We start from the raw sequence: 18,804 nt of genomic DNA, 5'->3' as shown, positions 1-18,804 counted from the left end.
CCGTGAGCGATTCACAAATCCGATTGAACGCCAGCGCACCGGTTCCCGAACGCCGCAATCCGACGCTGGAAGCCCTGATGGAGGCGGCCCGCGAGCCGTGGACCATTATCTGTTCCCTGATCCTGCTCGGCTTTCTCGCAATGGCGGCCCTTGCTCCTTTGCTGGCCGGCGATCCGCTTGCCATCAATCCCGCGCTACGCCTCCGGCCCCCGTCCTTCGAGGCGTTCTGGGGGACGGATCACCTTGGCCGGGATGTCTTCGCCCGGGCGATGAACGGTGCGCGCATGTCGCTGACCGTCGGTGTGTCCGTCGCCATTCTGTCTGCCATTCCCGGTGTCGCCATCGGGATATTCGCCGGGATGAACCGGCTGGGCGGGGCACTTGTCATGCGGGTCATCGACGCGATGATGGCCATTCCCGCGGTTTTGCTCGCCATCGCGCTCGCGGCATTGCTGCAGCCGGGACTGACGACATTGATCATCGCGATTTCCATTCCGGAAATTCCGCGCATGGTGCGGCTGGTGCGCTCCGTGGTTCTGTCTGTGCGCGAACAGCCCTATGTCGACGCGGCCGTTTCGGTCGGGACGGGCGGGTTGAAGCTGGTTACGAAACATATCCTTCCCAACACAATCGCGCCGGTGATCGTGCAGGCAACCTATGCGGCGGCCTCGGCGATTATCGCCTCCGCGGTGCTGAGTTTTCTGGGTGTTGGAACTCCTCCCGACATTCCGAGTTGGGGCGGGATGATGGCCGATGCGCGCAAGTTCTTTCAATTCTATCCAATGCTGATGGTCTATCCGGGTGCGCTTCTGTCGCTTCTTGTGCTGGTGACAAATGTTCTGGGAGACAGGCTGTCGGATGCGCTCGATCCCCGCAAAATGGCACGGAGCATCTGACATGAGGACTTCCGATACCGTTCTGACGGTCAGCAATCTCAGTCTTACATTCGGACGCGGCAAAACCGCGCTTCAAGCCCTCGACAATGTCAGCTTGAGCGTGAAACAGGGTGAAATTCTCTCGCTTGTCGGCGAATCCGGATGCGGGAAGAGCGCCGCGATGATGGCTATCCTGGGACTGCTGCCAAAACGCGTCGCCCATATTAGCGCAAGCGACATCCGGTTGGGGGACATGGATCTCGCAGGAGCCTCGCAGCGCGCGCTGCGCAAAATCCGCGGCAACAGGATCGGTATGATCTTCCAGGACCCGATGACGTCGCTCAATCCTGTTCACACCGTTGGATTCCAGATCGGGGAAGTCGTCCGCCGGCACAGGGGTGTCAGCTGGAAACAGGCACGGCAACAGGCCTTGCGGATGCTGGATCTCGTCCGCATTCCCGATCCGGCCCGACGGTTGGCCTCCTATCCGCATGAACTTTCCGGTGGAATGCGGCAAAGGGTAATGATCGCCATGGCGCTGGTCTGCGAACCCGAACTCCTGATTGCGGACGAACCGACCACCGCGCTCGATGTCACCGTACAGGCGCAGATCATGGCGCTTATCGATGAGCTGCGCACCGATCTCGGCATGAGCGTCGTCCTGATTACGCACGATCTGGGGGTCGTGGCGGCAGCCGCGGACCGGGTGGCCGTGATGTATGCAGGTCGCATTGTGGAAGACGGTCCTGTCGAGGCGGTTTTCCGCCGCCCCTCGCACGGCTATACGGCCGGCCTCATGCGCTCCCTGCCGTCAGACGGTCAGGTCCATCAGGGGCGTCTTCAGGAAATTCCCGGCAGTGTTCCCCGGCTGGCGCGCGCAGCGGACCATTGCGCGTTCGCGCCACGCTGCGCTTTCGCCGGTTCCAGATGCCGTCGGGAGGTGCCGCAGCCCTCGGATCTGGGAAGCGGGCATTCCACCCGTTGTTTCGAGCACGCCTCGGTTTTTGCCGAACTTGCGGAGAATTCCATCGTGAGGGCCTGGAGATGAGCGACGCGGTTCTCGATATCGACGGCGTTTCGCGGGATTTTCCCGTTGGCCAATTGGCCAGCGGCCGTCCGCGCCATCACTTGCGCGCGGTCGACCGGGTCAACCTTTCCCTGAGAGCCGGGGAGACCCTGGGCCTGGTGGGGGAATCCGGCTGTGGCAAGTCGACCCTGGCCCGTATCATGATGGCTCTGGACCACCCGACCGGCGGTTCGGTGCGGCTTAACGGCGCCGCATGGTCGGGACTGGCCCCGAGTGAGCTGAAGTCCCGGCGCAGGCACATTCAGATGATCTTTCAGGATCCTGTGGCATCGCTCAATCCGCGCATGACGGCGCGAGCCAGCATCTGCGAACCCCTGACCAATTTCACCCGCCTGGATGCGGTTTCGATAGGGCGTCGCACCGAGGACCTTGCCGCTCAGGTGGGCCTGTCGGGCCACCATCTGGACCGGTTCCCTCATGAGCTTTCGGGTGGGCAATGCCAGAGGGTCGGCATTGCAAGAGCGATCGCGGCGGAACCCGATGTCCTGATCGCGGACGAACCGGTTTCCGCGCTCGATGTGTCCATCCAGGCGCAGATCCTCAATCTTCTGCTCGATATCAAGGAGCGTATGGGCCTGGCCATGGTGTTCGTTTCTCACGACCTGTCCGTGGTCAATCACATCGCTGACCGCACCGCGGTGATGTATCTCGGCAGGATCGTGGAAATCGGCCCGACGCAAAAGCTGTTCTCCGATCCAAAACATCCCTACACGCGGATGCTCCTCGGCTCGGTGCCGCATCCGCTTCCATCGGCCCGGCACGCAAAGCCGGAAGTTCGGGGAGAGCTGCCGAGCCCCCTGTCGCCACCGTCAGGCTGTCATTTTCGAACGCGCTGCCCGATTGCCATCGAGGAATGCGCAAACACAGTCCCGACCAGTCAACCTCCGGGAGCCGAACACCGCGCGGCCTGTCTTCGGCTCGATGCGGAAATTGAAAAGGGTCCGCCGCATGAATAATTCCGTTGTTCTCATTCCCGGGCTGCAGGCTGACGGAATTTCATGGCTCAATCTTCTCGGCAGGCTGGCGCGCCAGTATCCCGTCACCGTGCCCAGGGGCCATCAGTTTGAAGACACCATCTTCGGCATGGGCGAACGCATCATCGGCCAGCTTCCGCCCCGGTTCCATCTGGTCGGCTGGTCCATGGGTGGCTATGTCGCCTTCGAAATCCTGCGTCGCTGGCCGGAGCGATTGCTCAGCCTTACGCTGATCGCGACGACCGCCGCGCCGGAGTCGGCGTTTTCACGGCCGCGGCGGACGGAAGCCCTGAGCGTGGCCCGCTCGGAAGGCATGCGAAGCTATCAGACCCAGAACATGAAGCGGTGCCTGTTCGATCCTGACGGCGCCGATCCCGCATTGGTCGAGGCGATTGTGCAATCGTCAGAGACCCTTGGCTTTTCAGCTCTGGAGCGCCAGACCGAAGCCATTCTTTCCAGACCGGATTCGCGGCCGGATCTTGCCCGCTGCCCTTGTCCCGTCCTGATCGCCGTTGGCAAAAACGATGAGATCATTCCACCGGAAAATTCCAGGGAAATGCATCGGCTGGTTCCGTCTGCGACCTATCTCGAATTCGAAAATTGCGGACACTGCCCGCCTCTGGAATGCCCCGATGAAGTGTTCCGGAGCCTGAACGACTGGTTTCTGTCCGTGGAAGCGCCTCTGGTCGCCTGAGTTACTCCTCAAGCTGCGGAACACTGGCCGGCATATGCCGGTTTTGAGGGGAGGGGCGGTTTTCTAAGGCAATTCCTTCGCGGATGCAGCCCGCGCGGAACTTTCGCGGACCAGAAGGTCCGGCTCCAGCTGTATGATGCGCGGATCGGGAAGACCGGTCTTGTGTGCAATCAGGTCGAGAACGCGGTCGACAGCCAGGGACGTGATGCGCTCGACATCGTAGCTTACGGTCGTCAGCGCGGTTTCGGCGAACGCTCCGAATTCCGTGTTGTCGAACCCGACCACCGACAGGTCTTCGGGCACCCTGATCGCGTGTTTCTTGCAATATCGGATGATCCCGAGCGCCAGGGAATCATTGGTTGCGAATACGGCCGTGAAGTCGTGCCCTGACTTGACCAACAGGTCCATGGCCCAGTAACCGGTCTCCACCGAGTGTCCCGTGGGGTTGATCAGCAGCTCATCGCAGACGGCAACGCCCGCGGCCCGGTGCGCCGCCCGGTATCCATCCATCTTTTCCGGATTTCCGAGCGACGAGCCGCCGTCAATCAACGCGATACGCCGGTGGCCGGTCGCCAGAAGGTGGCCTGTCGCCTTGCTGGCGCCCGCTCTTTCATCCATCGACACGGCATCGATGCCGGCTCCCTGCTCGCCCACGAGCAGCACGACGGGATAATTGTGATTGCGCAGGCGGCGGATGTGGTCGAGGTCGCCGTGCCGGAAGGGGAAGATGAGCATGCCATCCGCGCGCCGCGCGCGGAACGTGTCTATCATCCGGACTTCTTCTTCCTGATTGTTGTTAGATGTGGCGAAAAGTGTTGTGTAGCCACGGGCCGCCAGTTTGCGTTCCACGGACTGGGCGACATTCGTCAGGATCGGGTTCTGCATATCGGTGAGGATGAGGCCGATCGCTCTTGTCTCCCTGCTCACCAGGGATTTGGCGACCTGATTGGGCAGGTAGTTGAGCTGCTCGGCCGCCGACTTGATCCTGTCGCGCGTCTCGTCCGGTATGCGGGGGCTGTCCCGCAGGGCAAGGGAGACCGTATTGACGGAGAAACCGGTCAGTTCCGCCACGTCTTTCAGTCTTGCTCCCGACTTTGGCATAAACCTGTTCTCTCCGCGTGTCTCAGGGCGAACGTTAATACAACCCGGCAAAGGGAAGGGCAACCGCCTAGTTTTGCCCTCTCTGCTGAAGAATGATCTAGTCCCAGTCCGGTCCCCAGGCCGGGTCGATGGCCCTGTCGATCTGCTTCACGCCTTCGATCGCGGTCATGTCCTGAGCGCTCAGGGTCACGTCCCCTGCAGCGAAATTATTCGCAATGCGCTCCCGCGAGGAGGAGGTGGGGATGGCCGCATAGCCTTTCGCCAGTTCCCACGCCAGCGCGACCTGCGAAGCGGTCGCGTCCTGGTTTTCGGCGATGGCCTGCAGAACCGGGTTATCGAGCAGTTCTCCCTGGGCGAGAGGACGGTAACAGGTAACGGATATACCGAGTTCTTCGCAGTATTCCGCCAGCTTCCTGTTCTGGAAGAGTGGGTTCAGCTCTACCTGATTGGTCAGCAGCTGCGATTTTCCGACGATTGTTTCAGCCTCTTTAAGAAGCGCGATGGTGAAATTGGAGACGCCGATCGACTTGGTCAGGCCCTTTTCCTTCGCCTCCGCCAGTTGCTCCAGATAAACCGCCAAAGGGATTTCGCCGTTGGGTGAGGGCCAGTGGATGAGGGTCAGGTCAACCACGTCCATCTCCAGTCTGCGCAGACTGTCCTCCAGGGAGGCTATCAACCGGCCGGGACCCAAATGCGAGGAACCGACCTTGGTGGTCACGAAAACCTCGTCGCGATCCAGCCCGGACCGTCGGACCGCGCTTCCGACCTCGCTCTCGGTTCCATAGGACTGGGCGGTGTCCAGATGCCGGTAACCGCATTCCAGGGCGAAGCGGATCGCTTCAATTCCGTCCTCTCCGACGCGGCCATAAGTGCCGAAGCCCAACCCCGGCATCAAACCCTTGATTTTGTGCATTTAAATTGCTCCCAGTTTTTTTAATCCCACTGCTTGATCACCGGTAATCTCAGGTTTTTCAAATTTTACGCTTGACCCGTCGTCCGGAATTTGCAGTCATATTAACGATAATACGGCTCGGGGCAACCCACCAAGAAAGCCGATTATCGAAGAACGCGCAGGGAGGCGCATATGAGATACCGGTTGAACCGGTTGGCACCCCAGTTGGCTCTGGCGCCGGCCGCCATCATCGCGCTGGTGGCCTTCATTGGAGCTATTGCATGGACGGTCTATGTCTCGTTCACACGCAGCCGCAGACTGCCGGAATCCGCGATCGATTTTTCCCGGCCTTTTCGTCAGTATGACAGGCTGTTCCAGGACAATGCCTGGAGCATTTCGCTTACCAATCTGATCGTGCTCGCGCTCGGCAGCGCGCTGGCCATCGTCTTCGGCTTCATCCTTGCCGCCATGATCGAGCGGGAACGCCGGGGGGAGGATTTCTTCCGCACGGTGTTTCTCTATCCCCTGGCGGTTTCCCTTATCGTGACCGGCGTTGCCTGGCGCTGGATATTCAATCCCGACCTCGGACTGCAGAATTTCATGCACGGCCTTGGCTTTACCGGCGTGCATTTCAACTGGCTCGCGGAAGGCGAAACGGCGATGTACGCCGTCATTATCGCCTCGGTCTGGCAAAGCTCCGGCTTTTATCTGGCGCTGATGCTGGCCGGGCTGAAGGGCATCAACGAGGAAATCTGGAATGCGGCGCGTCTGGACGGCGTCAGTCTGGTGCGCGTCTATATCGAGATCATCATTCCGATGATGAAGTTCACCTTCCTGACCTGCGCCATCCTGCTGTCGCTGGGTGTGATCAAGGCCTACGACATCATCGTCGCCATGACCAATGGCGGACCGGGTCAGTCCACCTGGGTTCCGGCCTATTTCACCATCAACGCCATGACACAGCGCGGCAATCTCGGTTATGCCTCCGCCGCCGCGACGATGATGCTGCTGATAACGCTGGCAGTTTTCCTTCCCCTCGTGCTTCTGACCGCCTGGCAGCAGCGGCTGGCCCGGAAGGCGGCCGCCTGATGACCGATCCTCTGGCCGTTCGCCCGGCAATCCGCGTCAGCGCGGGAGCGCAGGAAAAGCCGGTGATCTTTCCGCGCAGGAAACCGCGCATCAATGGCCGTTCCATCGCGATCCTGGTTTTTCTCGCCATGGCCGCCGCCTTTTACTGCATTCCGCTCTACGTCCTGGTGGTCACGTCCTTCAAGACAATGGAACAGATCCGCCAGGGCGCCATCTTCGCGTTGCCGACCGAATGGACCTGGGAACCGTGGAATTTCGCCTGGAACGAAGCCTGTTCCGGTATCACCTGCGAAGGCCTCAAGATCGGGTTCTGGAACTCGGTCAAGATCCTCATTCCCTCGCTTGTCGCCTCGATCTCGCTTTCGGCCGTCACCGGATACGCCCTGGCGCTGTGGAATGTCAAATGGGCGGGAACCTTCCTGTTCGTTCTCTTCATGGCGGCTTTCGTCCCCTTCCAGATCATCATGTTCCCGCTCATTCAACTGACCGTGCATCTGGGCATATACGGCTCTCTGTGGGCGGTCGCATTCATTCACACGGTCATGACCATGCCGATCGTTACGCTGATTTTCCGGAATTACTACAAGGACATCCCGGACGAACTGATCAAGGCGGCGATGATCGACAGCGGTTCGTTCTGGCGCATCTTCGGAGAAATCATACTGCCCATGTCCGCCAATATCCTGATCGTCGTCCTGATCATGCAGATCACCCACATCTGGAACGACTATCTGATCGGCGTGACTTTCGGTGGGCCGGGCGGTCAACCCATGACGGTCAATCTGGCGAACCTGGTGACGGTGTCGACCGGCACGGTTTCCTACAACGCCAACATGGCGGCGGCTCTGCTGACGGCCATCCCGCCGCTTGTCATCTATTTCGTGCTCGGCAAGTTCTTTGTCCAGGGCATTTCCGCCGGCGCGATCAAGGGCTGAGAGAAATATGCCAACCGTTTCCTTTGAACACATCAACAAGTCCTACGGCCATATGGCCGTTCTCGACGGGCTGAATCTCCAAGTCGAGGACAGCGATTTCCTGGTGCTTCTCGGCCCGTCCGGCTGTGGCAAGACCACGCTGTTGAACCTCCTGGCCGGACTGGTGGATGTCACCAGCGGCAGGATCATGATCGGCGACCGCGATGTCACCGAACTGGACCCGAAGGACAGGGGCCTTGCCATGGTCTTTCAGTCCTACGCGCTCTATCCGACCAAGACGGTGCGTGGAAACCTGCGCTTCGGCCTTGCCGCGCGCAAGCTCGATTCCGCTGAAATCGAAAGGCGCATCGCCTGGGCCAGCAACCTGCTTCAGCTCGATCCACTGCTCAACCGCAAACCGGCGCATCTTTCCGGCGGCCAGCGCCAGCGTGTCGCCATCGGGCGCGCCCTGGTCAAGCACGCCGATGTGCTTCTCTTCGACGAGCCGCTTTCCAATCTCGACGCCAAGCTGCGCACGGAAATGCGGCTTGAGATCAAGAAGCTGCATGACGAACTGAAGCCCACCATCGTCTATGTGACGCACGACCAGATCGAAGCGATGACGATGGCAACCAAGATCGCGGTCATGAACGGCGGGGAGATCCAGCAGTTCGGGTCTCCGGACGAGGTCTACGAACGTCCGCGAAACCTCTTCGTTGCCGGGTTCATCGGATCGCCGCAGATGAATCTCAATGCCGGGGTGTTCTCGCGGAGCACGGGACGGCCGATCGCCGCCCTCAGTTCGGGCATACAGGTGGATCTGTCGGGCTATGCGTTCGACCGCACGCCGCAGGACGGCGAGGAGATTATCGTCGGTTTCCGGCCGGAGCATTTCAGCCCGCCGAACGGCACGGTGAGCGAACCCGCCGCGACGTTTGACCTGAAGGTCAAGATCATAGAGCGCACCGGATCCGACACCATCCTGTCGCTTGCCTATGAAGACCGCCTGCTGGCGGTGCGCACCGAACCCGACCGGGCGAGTGCCCTTCATCCGGGGGATGCGGTCTCGGTCGCCTATCCGAAAAACAAGCTCAATGTGTTTGCCGCCGGTTCCGGCCTGCGGCTTTAGGTCTTCGACTAAGGGAGGAAGTCATGTTGAAGAAGTTTGCAATGATCGTGTCGGCGTCGGCCATCTTGTCAGCCGGATCGGCCTGGGCCGAACCGCAGGAACTGATAATCTATCAGAAATGGTCCTCGCCGGCGGAAGTGGCCGCGCTCAACGTCCTGAAAGACGGCGCGGAGGAACGCGGCATCGAATGGATCGATATCACCATTCCCCATGACACCGGTTCGAACGTCAATCTGCTGAACCTGGTGACCGGCGGCCAGCCGCCCAACATCTTTTCGGAGAACAACCCCGCCGTCTACCGCGACCTGACGCAGATGGGTCTCGGCCGGCCGCTGACGAAGGAATTCGAGGAAGCGGGCGTTACGGCAAACCTGCCGCCTTCCGTGGTGAAATCGATCACCGTGGATGGCGAGATCATGAAATTCCCATTGGGAATTCATATCGACGGCATGGTCTTCTACAACAAGGCGGTTGCCGAGAAAGCGGGCGTGGATCCCGCATCCTGGACCTCGCTTGACGACATGTTCTCCGAATTCGACAAGATCCGCGAGGCCGGATACGTGCCTCTGGCAGTCGGTGCACAGGCCTGGCAGATCGGCTACCTGACCCATGCGCTTGTCGCCACTGTCGGCGGGGCGGATTACTTCACGCGCATCTACGGGCCGAAGCCCGATCCCGCCGCGCTGGATGAGGCGCCGCTGCGCGAAACCTTCGACTGGCTGCGCAAGTTTCAGCAGGCGGCCGATGACGGATCGGTCAATCGCGACTGGAACATGACGACCAATTTCGTCATCTCCGAAAAGGCCCTGATGCAGATCCACGGGGACTGGATGAAGGGTGAATGGCGCGTGGCCGGCAAGGAAGCGGGCAAGGATTTCGGATGTATCCAGATCCCGGGCGCCAAGGCCCTGTCGGTCACGGTGGATGCCTGGGGCCTTCTCGGCAACCAGCCGGCGGACGTGGATGCCAAGGAGGTGGAATTCGCGCTGATGACCGTCAGCCCGGACATCAATTCCGCCTTTGCCGCCAAGAAAGGGTCAACGCCGGTGAGGACCGACGTCGACCAGTCTTCGCTCGATCCCTGTTCCAGGGAAGTTCAGACCATTTTGAAGGATCCCGCACGGCAGGTCCAGAACCCGCATTCCATGGTGGACGCGGACTGGCAGGCCTCGATCTGGGAAGTCGCCTTCAATTTCTGGAGCGATGACACCATGACCACCGACGAGGCCATCGAGGAACTGAAGGAAAACTACGACATCATCCTCAACTGATCCTCCCGGCGGGGCGGTCCCTCCGGGGACCGTCCCGCGCTCCCGTTTCCATTTTCATCAGGACAACACAGATGGACAAGCGCCTGCTGGACGAAGACGCAGTAATGCAGATCTGCTTCGTTACCCATGACGTTCAAAAATCCACGAAATGGTTCTCCGAACTGACTGGCAAGCCTCTGCCCGAGGAAGGTAGGGCCGCGGATGCCGACGAAGCGCAGGCAGTCTACGACGGCAAGCCGGCGAAGGTGGGGTGCCGCATCATGATGTTCGCGTTCGGCAACATCGATGTGGAATTCCTGGAGCCGGGACCGGAAAAAAGCGCGTGGCGCGATCTTCTGGAAAGCCGCGGGCCCGGCTGCCACCACATTGCCTTCCGGACCCGCAATCTGACCCGGCGCAACGCCTACCTGGAAGGGCAGGGCCACAGGCTGCTGCAACGCGGAGAGTTCGACGGCGGTCACGGGCGCTATGCCTATTACGATACGGTCGCCGATCTTGGAGCGATGATTGAACTTCTTGAATTCGACAACGACAAGGAACAGCAATCCTGACGGTTCCTGCCTGTCCTGTCCGAAAGCCCATCGATCATGACCTACAAGATTTCCTACCAGCTCTATTCCTCCCGCAATTTTCCACCCCTGGCGGATCATCTGCCGGTCCTCAAGGACATGGGATATGACGGCGTGGAGCCCTGGTTGCCGGCCTATCAGGAGGATCCCGCTCTGCTGCGGCGTCAGATCGACGATGCGGGACTGGCCTGTTACAGCTTTCACATGCCGCTTTCCGGGCTTGTCAACGAGCCGGGGCGGTTCATCGACATCGCGCAGACGCTCGGTGCGCGCTACATGATCCCGCCTTTCGTTCCTGAACCGGAGCGCGAGAACAGCAGCGATTTCTGGAAGCGGATCGGCGACAGGCTCGCCGAAGGAGCGCGGCTTGCCGCACCGCATGGTCTCAAGGTTCTCTGGCACAATCACGATTTCGAATATGTGCCGCTGCCGGACGGCAGCCGTCCGATCGACCATATTCTGGGGGCCGGGGAGGAGGTGCTTTTCGAGATCGATTGCGGCTGGATCACCCGTGCCGGTGCGGATCCGGCACGAGAACTGATCAAATACGCCGACCGCATATTCGCCATTCAGCCAAAGGATACCGCGCCGCCGGGCACGCAGACGGACGACGGATGGACAGCCACAGGCGACGGCATCATCGACTGGCCCGCTCTGGCGCCATTGTTCAAGCAGACCAACGCCGACCTGATCGTCACCGAGCACGACAATCCGGCGGACTGGAAGCGGTTCGCGCAGCGCTCGATCGACTATCTGCGCGCGCTTGGTTTTTAGGATCGGAGCCGACACTTGAAAATCACCGATCTGAAATGCGCGATGCTGGGGTCCAGCCCGGTCGTGCGCATCGTCACCGATGCCGGAATTGACGGCTATGCCCAGGCGGAAAGCTGGAAACCGTTCCTCAAGCCGCAGGTGCTGCAACTCAGGGACAAGATCGTCGGGCTCGATCCGACGGATGTGGAACGGGTCATGCTCCATATCCGTCATCTCGGTGGTTTCAAGCCCTGGGGTGCGGCTGTCAGCGTTGTCGAGATCGCCCTGTGGGACATCGCGGGCAAGGCGGCGGGGATTCCCGTCTACAAGCTTCTGGGCGGCAAGCAGCGCGATCGCGTCAGGGTCTACAACGGTGGCAGGCGGGAACCGATGACCGGCTTTTCGCCTGAGGACTACGCCCGCAACACGGCCGCCATGCTGGCGCTGGTGGAGGGGTTCACGATTGTCAAGCAGCCCATCGGCTTTCACGGCCGGATGGAGGCCGGCGTCGCGGATTTCTTTTACGGAGACAGGGTTTTTTCCGGCCAGCACGGAACCCATGAACGCGGCGTGCTGACCGAGCGGGGCCTGGCGCATATGGCCGACTGCGTGCAGGCGATGAAAGAGGTGACCGGCGACCGGGCCGGGCTGGCGCTCGATTGCGGACCGGGCTGGACGGTGGGCGATGCGACGCGGTTCGCGAGAGCCGTCGAGCAACACAATCTCCTCTGGCTGGAGGATCTTCTGAGCGGTGATTATGTGCCCTATGTCGATGCGGATCTTTACGCCGGCCTGACGCGCTCGACGACAACGCCGATCCATACCGGCGAACAGATCTACCTGCGCCAGAATTTCAAGCCACTGATCGAGAGCAGGGCCGTGGACGTCATCGGTCCCGACCCGTGCGATGTCGGCGGCCTGGCGGAGCTGAAATGGATTGCCGAATACGCCGATCTGCACGGCATCCAGATCGCGCCGCACGGTATCGCGAACGGTCTGCTGGGACTTGCGGCGCTCGTCCAGGTCTGCGCGACGCTACCGCGCAATTTCATTGCTTTCGAGTATCCGGTCGGCGAGCCGGACTGGTGGTACGACATCGTCGACGGCCTCCCGAACCCTGTCGTGCGCGACGGTCATGTCGGTGTTCCGGACACGCCGGGTCTCGGCGTCACCATCAATCCCGCAAAAGCACGCAAATACCTGTCTCCCGAGGACAGCTCCTTTTTTGACTGACAAACGTGGAACCAGCCCGCGCACACGAGGAATTCACCCATGAAGAGTTTTATTTGCACATTCGATATCGAAACAGGCGCGGAAACCGTCGTCCTTGTGACTGAGCGCCATCTGGAGGCGCCGAACTGGACCCCTGACGGGTCTGAGCTGATCGTCAATGGCGACGGCAGGCTCTACAGGCTTGCGCTGGCCGAACCGGGTCTTGCTGAAATCGACACCGGCTTTGCGAACAAGATCAACAATGACCACGGCCTGTCTCCGGACGGGTCTAAGCTGGTGATCAGCGACTCTTCGCAGACAAGGGAAAGCTGCATCTACATTTTGCCTTCCACCGGCGGTACACCGAAAAAGGTGACCGGCAAGGTGCCGTCCTACTGGCACGGCTATGCGCCGGATGGCCGGACGATCGCCTATACGGCCCGGCGCGCCGAGACCTATCAGATCTTCACCTGTCCCGCTGAAGGGGGAGAAGAATTTCAGGTCACTTCGGACTTCGACCATTGCGACGGACCGGACTATTCGCCGGACGGGAAGTGGATCTGGTTCAACGGGGAGCGGGACGGCTCGGTTCAGCTCTGGCGCGTTCATCCAGACGGCAGCGGGCTGGAGGCCATGACCGGCGACGCACGGGTCAACTGGTTCCCGCACCCGTCGCCGGACGGTCAAAAGGTGGTCTATCTTGCCTATGAAGGCGGCACCAAGGGCCATCCGGGCGGCAAGACCGTGGAATTGCGGCTCATGCCGGGCAATGGCGGACCGGCGCAGATCCTTTGCTCGCTGCATGGAGGGCAGGGGACGATCAATGTTCCCTCGTGGGCACCGGACAGCCAGCGTTTCGCCTTTGTGAGATATGAAAGCTGAAGAATGCCGGAGAAGGGTGGATTGATCGCGGGATTTGTAGGGTTTAAAAGCCCGGTTTCCATCCGTGTCACGGGCGCAACACCTTCAGCCAGATAGAAATGCAACGGTCTGGTTTCACCGCTTGCTCAGGCGGCCAGCCCCGATCCGACCGGCTGGCCTGGTTGCAAGGGATGATGGGGCAGTTAAGGGAACGCCGGTTTTCAGCCATGCTGACGTAGTTGCCATTGACGCTCGCCGCGCGCACTCATAAAATCATCCCGTCTGAAACAGGTTAGGTTCGGGAAGGTTGGCCCGGCCCCCGTCAAGTGGGTCCTTCCGTCGCATAGGTGACGGCCCAAGACTATCGGGGTGTCTACATGGTGTGGATGCCGATAGAAAGGGTATGGACATGAAGCCACGGATTTCCGTTCTGACACTTGGCGTTGCCGATCTCGAGCACTCACTTTCCTTTTATCGCGACGGGCTCGGTCTGCCGACCGAAGGTATCATCGGGCGCGAGTTCGAGCATGGCGCGGTGGCGTTCTTCGAGCTCTCCGGCGGGCTGAAACTCGCCATCTGGGCGCAGGACGACATTTCCCATGACACCGGCTTGCCAAAGCAACCGGTCAGTTCCACCGCCGTTACCATCGGGCATAATGTGCTGCGCCGCGAGGAGGTCGATGAGATCATGAGCAAGGCACGACGAGCGGGAGCAGAGATAGTCAAGATTGCGCAGGATACATTTTATGGTGGTTACGCAGGTTACTTTAAGGATCCTGACGGACATCTTTGGGAAATCGTCTGGAATCCGCAGTTACTGCCCACGGACTGACAGTCACTGATATAAACTCACTGACATTCGATGTGGAAGCCAGGAACCGCTTCGGGCTCCATGCGGTCACTTGGCGCCTTTAATTTGCCCGTGCCACAGGGCAGGGAGGTCGCCCTGGTCAGGCGTGCTGGTCGGGGTTGCTAAGCCTGTCCGGGGGCGGGTGGTGACGCTCTATGGGGGGCTGCTCCGGGGGGCGACACCACCATTAGTCCGGATCGTACAGATGACAAGCGGTACGGTGCCGACTAGGTTTCTTACCGAATTATGCTCTGAAAACTGGCGATAGAAACGTGATGGAAATTGACGAACACACAGTGGCGCAGCTCATCCATCAGCAATTTCCTCATTTAAGCCGTCTCCCGATCGCGCAGGTTAAGAAGCAGGGTTGGGACAACAGAACTTTCAAGCTCGGCGATGCTCTCTCTGTTCGCTTGCCGAGCAATGCATCCTATGCTGACGCGGTGAGGAAAGAAGCGGATGTGCTGATGACGCTTGCCAAGCATCTGCGTGTTGAGGTTCCTGAAGTGGTCGCCGTCGGAGCGCCGAGCGAGGAGTTTCCGCTACCATGGTCGATACGGCGTTGGGTTGAAGGAGACACACTTGAAAACACCCAAGGAGTAGAGCAGGACGCCTTCGCGATTTCGCTCGGCAATACTCTCGCCGACCTGAGAGCCATCAAGACCAGCCGCGGCCCCTATGCCGGAAGACACTCTTTTTTTCGGGGATGTCATCCCAGCGTTTACGGCGATGAAGTTCAAAAGAGCCTGGAAATTCTTGAGAGCAAGGTAGATGCGGCGCGGTGTCTCGATATCTGGCAACGTTGCATTACGTCGGCCTGGAAAGATAAACCGGTTTGGTTCCACGGTGATGTGGCGGTCGGAAACATCATCGTCGAAAATAGTACCGTGAAAGCGCTCATCGATTTCGGAACATGCGGAATAGGCGACCCGGCATGTGACTTCGCCATGGCATGGACATATTTTGACGTCGAAAGCCGCGGTATCTTTCGATCAGCCTGTGCGATTGATGGAGACACCTGGCAAAGGGCACGAGGATGGGCCCTCTGGAAAGCCCTCGTTTGCCTGTCGGGTCTTTCGAACCCCGACACCGATGGAACGCAAGCCCGGGCTCTGCAGGAAATCTGCGATGAAGAAGAATAGCAAACACCATTGGCTCGAAATGCGACACTCGGACAGCGCCACTTTTTGAAGCGATCAGCCCCCGATCCGACCGGCTAAGCCGGGTTGCAAGGGAGGTGAGGGGGCGGACGATGGACACACCAAACGCCAGCCAGTCATGACAAACAAACGTAAAACAATTCAAGCCTGCGGACTGGCCTTCATGGGCAGTATCTGGCCCCACGGAGTTTCCTGAGGTGGGCCAAACTCCTTAAATCCTGACTTTTTGTATGCCGCGATGGCGTGTGCATTTTCCGGGTGGGGATCAGTCGCAACCACCGGGGCGCCACCCTCAAACAGGGCCTGCAAGCGTTCCGAGATAAATGCGGGGCCGTGACCATTCCCTATCATGCAGGGCTCGCCGATGAACTGGTCGATGCCCCGGGAAACCCTTGGGAGCCCGGAAAAATGATGATTTTCCCACCCATGGACCGTGTAGTCTTGCATGTAGGCAAAGGGGCATTCGGCTGTTGAGACAATCCATCGTCTTACCCGAGGGTCTTCCAGTTTTTGCTCACTAAAGGGTTCAACCGTACTCCACCACATGCGTACATGCGGTCGCGACTGCCACTCCAACAGCAGACCAAAATCAGCTGGAGTCACCATTCGAAAACTGTATCGGTCGGTCACTGACATAACAGCAGGATAACATGTCGACCATCGGTATCCATGGTCTCTCAGGCGGCATTCTTCAGGCTCCATACGGGTGTGTGCTTTTTTCGTGACTTGGCATTGTCCATCGGATCCAGAACGAAAATCACTTTCTCATAGCGAAAAGTGAGGGAATGCGACACGGTGCGAACCTCATTCCGGAGAGCCGTTGAAATCCGCCTGGACGAGCTCTTCAAAACAATCACGCCGGCCGCCAGCGCTCAGGCGTGTCGAGGCCAGTCTTCCTTCCAACGTTGACATTGACCAGCGTCAGACGGACGGGAAGTGTCGCATCTCTAACTGGCCCATGTGTCGCATTACTAAATGGCTGCTATATATCAATTTCGCATAATCAATATTATGGAACTTTTTTATGTTGCCTGATTTGGCCACGCAATCAGCAGGTTGTCCGGTTCCTGTACGGTTCAACGGGCTTTTGGCGTTGGTCGGCATGTCTTGCAGTCGTTTTGACGTTTACGTTCAGCCCCTGGCTTCATGCTCGGCAAGGTCTTCGTCCGTGGCGTCGATGACGCGCTTTGCGATGTCGTAGGAAAAGCCGGCGCGGCAGAGCGCGGCCATGTCTTTTTCACGCCGGTCTTTGTCATCCGTTCGGAACGGACCGAGCCGACGGCGTCTTGCGAATATGAACGCGGCGCCCAGATCGTCCCGGGCATCGTTGTTCAGGACAGCCTGGATGGTTTCCCGGTCGACGCCCTTGGCGCTCAGTTTCGCCTCGATCTTGCGCTGCGAGCCTCCGCGGCGTCTCAGACCGGCGGTTTTCGTTTCGGCGTATGCCAGGTCGTTGACGAGGCCGCTCTGGCCGCATTTTTCGACAACCGCATCGATCAGTGTGGAAAATTCTCCGGGATCGCGTTCGTGGGCAATACAGGCCTTAAGCACCTTGCGCTCAAGCACCTTGCGCAAATTGGCCGCCGACGATGCATAGCGTTCCAGGTAATGGACCGCCGATCTGGTCAGCCGGTCTTCGGTAGGGATCTTGTAGCGGGGTTTTTCCGGCAACAGCTTTATCGCCTTAAAGTCTATGTTCGCGGACAGACAATGCGCATGCCGTCATAGGCAGGTTCGATGTTTTCCGGCAACTCCCGGCACAGGGTCTTGTAGTCCAGATCATTGTGCAGATTGGTGAAAACAGTTCGTTTGGGCGCTATTTTCAGCGTCCAGGCAAGGGAGTCTTCAAGGCAGAAATGACTGGGATGCGGCCGGCGGCGCAGACAATCGAGGATCAGACAATCCAGGTTTTTCAACGCTTTGAGGCTTGCGACCGGAATATCGGAGACATCGGGAATATAGGCTGCATCACCGATGCGGAAGCCAAGCGCATCGATGTCGCCATGGGTTACCGCGATGGGCTGAAACGTCAGCGCGCCACCTGCTCCGCCGATTTCAACTGGAGTTTCCGGTTCGATGAGATGGTGTTCCAGGATCGGTGGATAATTGGACCCTTCAGGCGTCTGAAAACAATAGGTGAAAGCCTGGTGGGCGCGCTCAAAAGTCGAAGCGTCCATAAAGACCGGCATCTTTCTGCCTGTACGAACCATGAAGGCACGCAGATCGTCGATGCCATGCAGGTGATCGGCGTGCTCGTGGGTATAAAGCACCGCGTCCAGATGGCGGATTTCCGCGCCTAGCAGCTGGGCGCGGATGTCGGGACCGGTGTCTATCAACACCGTTGTACACCCGTTTTCCCCATGCTTTTCCACAAGCAGTGCACAACGGGAGCGCCGATTTTTGGGCTCATCTGGATCGCAATCTCCCCAGTCGTTGCCAATGCGCGGGACACCGCCGGAAGATCCGCAGCCGAGGATCGTCAGGACAACGCTCATTGGCCGGCAGCCCGCGGCTGGCGCGCCGATTGCGGCACCTTGCGGAACAGCCGGAAGAAGTTTTCCGTCGTCTGCCGGGCGATTTCCTCTTGCGAAACACCGCGTGTTTCCGCCAGGACCGCGGCCGTCATGGCCGTATAGGCGGGTTCATTGCGTTTGCCGCGCCTGGGCTGCGGCGCCAGATAGGGCGCGTCGGTTTCCACCAGCAGCCGGTCCGCCGGGAGTTCGCGGGCGATGTCGCGCAGGTCCTCGGAGCGTTTGAAGGTCAGGATTCCGGAGAAGGATACGTAAAGACCCAGTTCGATGCCGGTCAGGGCAAGCTCCCTGCCGGAGGAGAAACAGTGCAGCAGGGCGGGAAAGGCCCCCTTCCCCATTTCCTCACGCAAGATTGAAGCCATGTCGTCGTCGGCATCGCGGGAATGGATGACCAGCGGCAGTCCGGTCTCACGCGCCGCCTCGATGTGAATGCGCAACCCTTCGGCCTGCGCGTCTCTTGGCGCCTTGTCATAGAAATAGTCGAGACCGGCTTCCCCGATCGCAACCACCTTGGGATGCGCCGCCAGAGCGATAATCTCCTCGGCGAGTATGCCGCGTTCGGTTCCAGCGTTGTGGGGATGCGTACCGACCGAACAATAGACTTGCGGGAATTCCTCCGCGATGGCGCGGACCTGGTCGAACTTGCGGATATGCGTGCAGATCGTCACCATCAGATCGACGCCTGCCTGTGCAGCGCGGGCGATCAATTCGGGGCGCTCACCGTCGAAATCGGGAAAATCGAGATGGCAGTGGCTGTCAACGAGCATGAATGGTCCAGAAATTGGTCTTGTTTATGGGGCGTTCGGTTTTCGTGCGTCAGCGCGACTTGATAGCCGGAAATC

Annotated in this window: 20 protein-coding genes; 14 read left to right on the top strand and 6 right to left on the bottom strand. The window is 59.7% G+C overall.

What is annotated here, in order from left to right; all coding sequences use genetic code 11:
- Positions 1 to 2 precede the first annotated feature (2 nt).
- From CLV41_RS15990 to CLV41_RS15975, 4 genes are read left to right on the top strand one after another with little or no spacing between them, the layout of a single operon-like run.
- Positions 3 to 896: an ABC transporter permease gene (locus CLV41_RS15990; RefSeq protein ID WP_170107220.1), complete on the top strand. Its 894-nt coding sequence runs from the start codon at positions 3 to 5 to the stop codon at positions 894 to 896.
- 1 nt (position 897) lies between these two features.
- Complete coding sequence (locus CLV41_RS15985; RefSeq protein WP_235867151.1) at positions 898 to 1,923, top strand: ABC transporter ATP-binding protein; 1,026 nt, start codon at positions 898 to 900, stop codon at positions 1,921 to 1,923.
- A complete protein-coding gene (locus CLV41_RS15980) occupies positions 1,920 to 2,918 on the top strand; it encodes an ABC transporter ATP-binding protein (protein ID WP_103223432.1) in 999 nt (332 codons plus the stop codon). Before CLV41_RS15985 ends, CLV41_RS15980 begins: the two co-directional genes overlap by 4 nt.
- Positions 2,911 to 3,630 (top strand): alpha/beta fold hydrolase, encoded by a 720-nt coding sequence (locus tag CLV41_RS15975; RefSeq protein ID WP_170107219.1) that lies wholly within the window; start codon positions 2,911 to 2,913, stop codon positions 3,628 to 3,630. Before CLV41_RS15980 ends, CLV41_RS15975 begins: the two co-directional genes overlap by 8 nt.
- Positions 3,631 to 3,693: 63 nt before the next feature.
- On the opposite strand, the gene CLV41_RS15970 is transcribed toward CLV41_RS15975, so the two are convergent.
- Together CLV41_RS15970 and CLV41_RS15965 are read right to left on the bottom strand one after the other, a co-directional pair.
- On the bottom strand, positions 3,694 to 4,731 hold the full coding sequence (locus CLV41_RS15970; RefSeq protein WP_103223430.1) for a LacI family DNA-binding transcriptional regulator: 1,038 nt from the start codon (positions 4,729 to 4,731) through the stop codon (positions 3,694 to 3,696).
- 97 nt (positions 4,732 to 4,828) lie between these two features.
- Entirely contained in the window at positions 4,829 to 5,644 is an 816-nt protein-coding gene (locus tag CLV41_RS15965) for an aldo/keto reductase (protein ID WP_103223429.1), read from the bottom strand.
- Between the two features lie 171 nt (positions 5,645 to 5,815).
- Between CLV41_RS15965 and CLV41_RS15960 the strand changes: the two genes are divergently transcribed.
- The 10 genes from CLV41_RS15960 to CLV41_RS15915 all read left to right on the top strand — a co-directional run bounded on the left by CLV41_RS15960 (position 5,816) and on the right by CLV41_RS15915 (position 15,413).
- A complete protein-coding gene (locus CLV41_RS15960) occupies positions 5,816 to 6,712 on the top strand; it encodes a carbohydrate ABC transporter permease (protein WP_103223428.1) in 897 nt (298 codons plus the stop codon).
- Entirely contained in the window at positions 6,712 to 7,647 is a 936-nt protein-coding gene (locus CLV41_RS15955) for a carbohydrate ABC transporter permease (protein ID WP_103223427.1), read from the top strand. The genes CLV41_RS15960 and CLV41_RS15955 overlap by 1 nt, the downstream gene beginning before the upstream one ends.
- A gap of 7 nt (positions 7,648 to 7,654) precedes the next feature.
- Positions 7,655 to 8,755, top strand: coding sequence for an ABC transporter ATP-binding protein (locus CLV41_RS15950; protein ID WP_103223426.1), 1,101 nt, complete (start codon positions 7,655 to 7,657; stop codon positions 8,753 to 8,755).
- Positions 8,756 to 8,778: 23 nt separating this feature from the next.
- A complete protein-coding gene (locus tag CLV41_RS15945; RefSeq protein WP_103223425.1) occupies positions 8,779 to 10,026 on the top strand; it encodes an ABC transporter substrate-binding protein in 1,248 nt (415 codons plus the stop codon).
- 71 nt (positions 10,027 to 10,097) lie between these two features.
- Entirely contained in the window at positions 10,098 to 10,577 is a 480-nt protein-coding gene (locus CLV41_RS15940; RefSeq protein ID WP_103223424.1) for a VOC family protein, read from the top strand.
- Positions 10,578 to 10,613: 36 nt separating this feature from the next.
- A complete protein-coding gene (locus CLV41_RS15935) occupies positions 10,614 to 11,369 on the top strand; it encodes a sugar phosphate isomerase/epimerase family protein (protein ID WP_103223423.1) in 756 nt (251 codons plus the stop codon).
- A 15-nt stretch (positions 11,370 to 11,384) separates the two neighbouring features.
- Entirely contained in the window at positions 11,385 to 12,581 is a 1,197-nt protein-coding gene (locus tag CLV41_RS15930) for a mandelate racemase/muconate lactonizing enzyme family protein (protein WP_103223422.1), read from the top strand.
- A 39-nt stretch (positions 12,582 to 12,620) separates the two neighbouring features.
- Positions 12,621 to 13,442, top strand: coding sequence for a TolB family protein (locus CLV41_RS15925; protein WP_103223421.1), 822 nt, complete (start codon positions 12,621 to 12,623; stop codon positions 13,440 to 13,442).
- A gap of 388 nt (positions 13,443 to 13,830) precedes the next feature.
- Positions 13,831 to 14,253, top strand: coding sequence for a VOC family protein (locus CLV41_RS15920; RefSeq protein ID WP_103223626.1), 423 nt, complete (start codon positions 13,831 to 13,833; stop codon positions 14,251 to 14,253).
- A gap of 293 nt (positions 14,254 to 14,546) precedes the next feature.
- Positions 14,547 to 15,413: an aminoglycoside phosphotransferase family protein gene (locus CLV41_RS15915; protein WP_208987541.1), complete on the top strand. Its 867-nt coding sequence runs from the start codon at positions 14,547 to 14,549 to the stop codon at positions 15,411 to 15,413.
- Between the two features lie 159 nt (positions 15,414 to 15,572).
- Here the strand turns inward: CLV41_RS15915 and CLV41_RS15910 are convergent, their stop codons facing one another.
- From CLV41_RS15910 to CLV41_RS15890, 4 genes are all read right to left on the bottom strand, one after another.
- Positions 15,573 to 16,037, bottom strand: coding sequence for a GNAT family N-acetyltransferase (locus tag CLV41_RS15910; protein WP_328590043.1), 465 nt, complete (start codon positions 16,035 to 16,037; stop codon positions 15,573 to 15,575).
- 525 nt (positions 16,038 to 16,562) lie between these two features.
- Positions 16,563 to 17,102, bottom strand: a complete 540-nt coding sequence (locus tag CLV41_RS15900) for a regulatory protein RecX (RefSeq protein WP_103223417.1) — start codon at positions 17,100 to 17,102, stop codon at positions 16,563 to 16,565.
- Between the two features lie 20 nt (positions 17,103 to 17,122).
- Positions 17,123 to 17,926, bottom strand: a complete 804-nt coding sequence (locus CLV41_RS15895) for an MBL fold metallo-hydrolase (RefSeq protein ID WP_103223416.1) — start codon at positions 17,924 to 17,926, stop codon at positions 17,123 to 17,125.
- On the bottom strand, positions 17,923 to 18,729 hold the full coding sequence (locus tag CLV41_RS15890; protein ID WP_103223415.1) for a TatD family hydrolase: 807 nt from the start codon (positions 18,727 to 18,729) through the stop codon (positions 17,923 to 17,925). Before CLV41_RS15890 ends, CLV41_RS15895 begins: the two co-directional genes overlap by 4 nt.
- Positions 18,730 to 18,804 lie beyond the last annotated feature (75 nt).

The sequence above is a fragment of the Roseibium marinum genome (genome assembly GCF_002906165.1).
Taxonomy (GTDB): Bacteria; Pseudomonadota; Alphaproteobacteria; order Rhizobiales; family Stappiaceae; genus Roseibium; species Roseibium marinum.
This window is presented reverse-complemented; position numbering and strand designations above follow the sequence as displayed.

Excerpts from the sequence above, each read along its gene's own strand:
- CLV41_RS15985 (WP_235867151.1), top strand. The coding sequence starts at position 898 with ATGAGGACTTCCGATACCGTTCTGACGGTCAGCAATCTCAGTCTTACA.
- CLV41_RS15925 (WP_103223421.1), top strand. The coding sequence starts at position 12,621 with ATGAAGAGTTTTATTTGCACATTCGATATCGAAACAGGCGCGGAAACC.
- CLV41_RS15910 (WP_328590043.1), bottom strand. The coding sequence starts at position 16,037 with ATGGTGACTCCAGCTGATTTTGGTCTGCTGTTGGAGTGGCAGTCGCGA.
- CLV41_RS15895 (WP_103223416.1), bottom strand. The coding sequence starts at position 17,926 with ATGAGCGTTGTCCTGACGATCCTCGGCTGCGGATCTTCCGGCGGTGTC.
- CLV41_RS15950 (WP_103223426.1), top strand. The coding sequence starts at position 7,655 with ATGCCAACCGTTTCCTTTGAACACATCAACAAGTCCTACGGCCATATG.
- CLV41_RS15890 (WP_103223415.1), bottom strand. The coding sequence starts at position 18,729 with ATGCTCGTTGACAGCCACTGCCATCTCGATTTTCCCGATTTCGACGGT.
- CLV41_RS15945 (WP_103223425.1), top strand. The coding sequence starts at position 8,779 with ATGTTGAAGAAGTTTGCAATGATCGTGTCGGCGTCGGCCATCTTGTCA.
- CLV41_RS15960 (WP_103223428.1), top strand. The coding sequence starts at position 5,816 with ATGAGATACCGGTTGAACCGGTTGGCACCCCAGTTGGCTCTGGCGCCG.
- CLV41_RS15915 (WP_208987541.1), top strand. The coding sequence starts at position 14,547 with ATGGAAATTGACGAACACACAGTGGCGCAGCTCATCCATCAGCAATTT.
- CLV41_RS15955 (WP_103223427.1), top strand. The coding sequence starts at position 6,712 with ATGACCGATCCTCTGGCCGTTCGCCCGGCAATCCGCGTCAGCGCGGGA.
- CLV41_RS15980 (WP_103223432.1), top strand. The coding sequence starts at position 1,920 with ATGAGCGACGCGGTTCTCGATATCGACGGCGTTTCGCGGGATTTTCCC.
- CLV41_RS15970 (WP_103223430.1), bottom strand. The coding sequence starts at position 4,731 with ATGCCAAAGTCGGGAGCAAGACTGAAAGACGTGGCGGAACTGACCGGT.
- CLV41_RS15935 (WP_103223423.1), top strand. The coding sequence starts at position 10,614 with ATGACCTACAAGATTTCCTACCAGCTCTATTCCTCCCGCAATTTTCCA.
- CLV41_RS15965 (WP_103223429.1), bottom strand. The coding sequence starts at position 5,644 with ATGCACAAAATCAAGGGTTTGATGCCGGGGTTGGGCTTCGGCACTTAT.
- CLV41_RS15940 (WP_103223424.1), top strand. The coding sequence starts at position 10,098 with ATGGACAAGCGCCTGCTGGACGAAGACGCAGTAATGCAGATCTGCTTC.
- CLV41_RS15920 (WP_103223626.1), top strand. The coding sequence starts at position 13,831 with ATGAAGCCACGGATTTCCGTTCTGACACTTGGCGTTGCCGATCTCGAG.
- CLV41_RS15975 (WP_170107219.1), top strand. The coding sequence starts at position 2,911 with ATGAATAATTCCGTTGTTCTCATTCCCGGGCTGCAGGCTGACGGAATT.